The sequence below is a fragment of the Halomicronema sp. CCY15110 genome (assembly GCF_016888165.1).
GTDB lineage: Bacteria > Cyanobacteriota > Cyanobacteriia > Phormidesmidales > Phormidesmidaceae > Halomicronema.
In genome coordinates, this window is sequence record NZ_JACSWC010000041.1 from 1 (window position 1) to 3,361 (window position 3,361).

At 44.9% G+C, this 3,361-nt stretch carries 3 protein-coding genes and 1 tRNA gene; 3 read left to right on the forward strand and 1 reads right to left on the reverse strand.

What is annotated here, in order from left to right; genetic code table 11:
* Positions 1-141 precede the first annotated feature (141 nt).
* The 3 genes from JUK32_RS00265 (at position 142) to JUK32_RS00275 (ending at position 1,436) form a co-directional block, all read left to right on the forward strand.
* Positions 142-212: transfer RNA gene (locus tag JUK32_RS00265), tRNA-Gly, on the forward strand.
* Positions 213-297: 85 nt separating this feature from the next.
* Entirely contained in the window at positions 298-999 is a 702-nt protein-coding gene (locus JUK32_RS00270; protein ID WP_204136869.1) for a DUF433 domain-containing protein, read from the forward strand.
* Positions 996-1,436 carry a hypothetical protein gene (locus JUK32_RS00275; protein ID WP_204136870.1) on the forward strand — a complete coding sequence of 147 codons (441 nt, stop codon included), beginning with the start codon at positions 996-998 and terminating at the stop codon, positions 1,434-1,436. Before JUK32_RS00270 ends, JUK32_RS00275 begins: the two co-directional genes overlap by 4 nt.
* Before the next feature lie 282 nt (positions 1,437-1,718).
* On the opposite strand, the gene JUK32_RS00280 is transcribed toward JUK32_RS00275, so the two are convergent.
* Positions 1,719-3,245, reverse strand: coding sequence for an HNH endonuclease family protein (locus tag JUK32_RS00280; protein WP_204136871.1), 1,527 nt, complete (start codon positions 3,243-3,245; stop codon positions 1,719-1,721).
* Positions 3,246-3,361 lie beyond the last annotated feature (116 nt).

Below are 3,361 nucleotides of genomic sequence, written 5' to 3' on the forward strand. Positions count from 1 at the left end.
TTCAGGGATGGTCACTAGCCCAGGAGGGATTTATGTGTACTTAGTAGCCTTACCAAGGAGAGGTTAGGTGAGGTTCTGCCACCCAACCCCAACTCCAGTGATCACCTCAGAAGCGGTTTATGCTAATCTGAAAACTCTCATGCGGGTGTAGTTTAGTGGTAAAACCCTAGCCTTCCAAGCTAATGATGGGGGTTCGATTCCCCCCACCCGCTTTCAACTTGTCAGCTGCAAGATGCTCTCAATATTGAGAGGGTGCAGTAGACTTTCGGCAGTTTATTGGCTCTCCCGTTAAACCTAATGTCCACGATCGCAAGGCTAGATACTCGCAATCTGCCTGCCTACTCTTACCAAGATGCTGAAAGGTATCTGCACATTCCCAAGGGCACGATCCGTTCTTGGGTTAAGGGGCGTACCTATGAGACAAAACAGGGCAAGCGCTTTTCAGAACCGTTGATTGAGTTACCCAAGCCGGATGCCAAAGCGTTGTCATTTACCAACTTGGTAGAAGCCCATGTGCTCAGGGCAATTCGGGTTGAGCATGAAGTCAGGCTAGACCAAATTCGCATTGCGTTGAGCTTCATTAGTGATGAACTGGGATATCCTCACCCCTTGGTCAGAGAGGACTTCTTAAAAACGGATGGTCAGTCTATTTATGTGGAACATTTAGAACGGTTGCTAGATGCTTCTAAGGGTGGACAGATTGCGATTCGAGAAACGTTAGATATTTATCTGACTCGTATTGAGGTGGATGAGCAGGGGATTGCGTCCCGACTGTTCCCGTTTGTGCATCCCGATCGCGCTAAAGATGACCCCAAAGTGATTGTGATTGACCCGGATATCTCGTTTGGCCGTCCGGTGATTGTGGGAACTCGCATTCCCACTAGCGTGTTGGCCGATCGCTACCAGGCGGGTGAGTCGGTTGATTTGTTAGCGGAAGATTATCGGTGCGATCTCGCCCTCATCCAAACTGCCCTGGAGTATGAAGGACTCGCGGCGTGAGTGGGGAAGAGACCACAGTTTTCTTTTTGGATGAAAACTTGCTAGGCCGTCACGTCGCTGAAATCTTGATTAATGCTGGGGTGAGGGTGGAGTTACTGTCTGATCATTTCTCTACCCAAACGCCGGATGTGGAGTGGTTGGCTGAGGTGAGTCAGTGGGGCTGGATAGTGCTGACGAGAGATATGGCGATTGGGGTCAACATTCCTGAAGCGATCTCGGTGGCGCAGGGCAATGCCAAGATGTTTGCTTTGGTGATGGGAAATGCAACCAGGGCAGAACTGGAACGGGATATTGTGAACGCGATTCCTAAAATGGAACGGTTTGCCCGGAGTCATGCCGCTCCGTTTATTGCCAAGGTATATGCCTTTGGCAAGGTGAGAAAGTGGCAGGATCGAGGCAGGCTGCTGAAAACGCTCAGGCAGTTTGCCCCTGACTGAGAAACGTGATGCGGTCAATGATTCATGACTGATGTTTGAGGGGATGAGAGCGATCGCCTGACCGCTTCCCCCATTCCTCAAAGTGTGGCGCTGTTGGCGCGATATGAGAGCCATATAACCAACTAATACAAGCGTTGGAACGGTTCAACACGCTGCAAGGGCAAAGACTAGCTAATTCATAGGGGTTCTATGGGTTCGTTTGGTAAATCGATAGAGTTTCCAGAATAAATTTTCAGGATATTCGCCGCGAGTTAGGTGATACCGTCAAAAACTAAGTTGCGGTCACATTGAGCGTATACGACGTAATCCGGAGAGACTATTTAATCGATAGTACTCAATCAACATATTCACCGCATAGTCATGCTGATTCCTGAGTTCATTTAACGTCCACTGTTCATGAGTCATAAACACATGATTCGTATATGGACGTGTTTCATAATTTCCTTTATAGCGCTGAATCTTGGTCTCAAAGTCAGCGTTACTTAGTGAGCTATTCTTTTTACGGTCAAGTAACACTAGATTCCCTAGCCTATGCACCCAGTTAGCTATCTCATAGGTGTCTTCTTCATTCTTGTTGACAGCAGATCTGGGTAAAATATGCTCCAAGGTTGATGCGGCACGATTGAAACTTAGTCGTGTTTGTTCATTCCCGTGAATGAAGTCCAACTTAAGCAATAGGTATCTTGATTTATTGACTTTCGATCCCCCGTAAGTTCCCCACTGTTCTTCCTTTAGGAGTTGACTGAATTCCAGTAACTTCATGTCAGTTTTAGAGCGGAAATATTTGTAACCATAATCCAGTCTTTCATCCTCCAAAAATCTATCTGCTCTTTGTGACGTGCTCCCATCACCTGTGATCGCATCATCCATCGCTCTGATCAAAATAAATAACCTTTGCTGCAGAGTGCGCCTACCCATCAGCCAAGCCATTGAAGCAAGATTGTCTAGCTTGATCAAAAAATCAAGTATTCGATAGCTCCCAAAACGTTCTCGATAATGTATCAGAGGCATAATGAACTGTCCCCCAAAGGTTTCGGAAAGGATAAAGTATATATTTTCAAAATCTGTAACCTCAGAAGGATCAATGCCTAGTTTTTGAGGATTTGAGACAGCATTAAAGTGTTGCGAGTATCTAGAAATAAGATCGAAGAAACCTTCACCTGGAACGATTTCATCTTTATCGATCAAGTAGTCAAATGCGCTTTTCAAGTTTCTTGTCTTGTCACTTGTAAATCTGATTTTTGCCAACACTATATATTTAAGCAGCTCATCAAAATTACTCAGAGGCTCTTGAACAACATCAACGCAAGAGTCCCATTTTTTAGCTAACTCATAACGCCGTGACTCATCATTAATAACCCTCAGGTTTTGTGCTCTTAGGATGTCGCCAGAGCTTAACTGCATCCCTCTACTATTCAAGACTGTGAAAAGGTTATAAGCATCATCTAGGTTGTCAGGAGTGGACAAGAATAATAAAAGAACACGATTTGATAAATATGTAAAAAAGTTTGCAATGTAAGTCTGTGATTCTTTTTCCTCACTCAAGCGTTGATTCCACCAGTCGTGCATGTCAAGAATGGCCTGAGACATGATTCTGACTGATATCGCTTGATCTTCATCCTTTGTGATTTGCGCAAAGTGTTCATGCTTTAGAGTAGATCCCTCTGGTAATACATATTTTTCAAAGAAGGTTCCATCATCTCGAACTGCAAATAAAACTCGATTTCTTGCTGGAACTTTATCGTACACATCCTCAGCCTGCTTTAGCCTTTGTTGAACTTTTTGCTTGAGTTGACTCTCTTCTGTCAAATCTCGAATAACTGCATGTAATAGATATAAGGTTATAAGCCAGGGTAAGCGCAAGAAAAAAGGGTCTGTGACATGCTAGAGGCAACCCATCACTGTGCCCCCTGAGAGTTGCCATG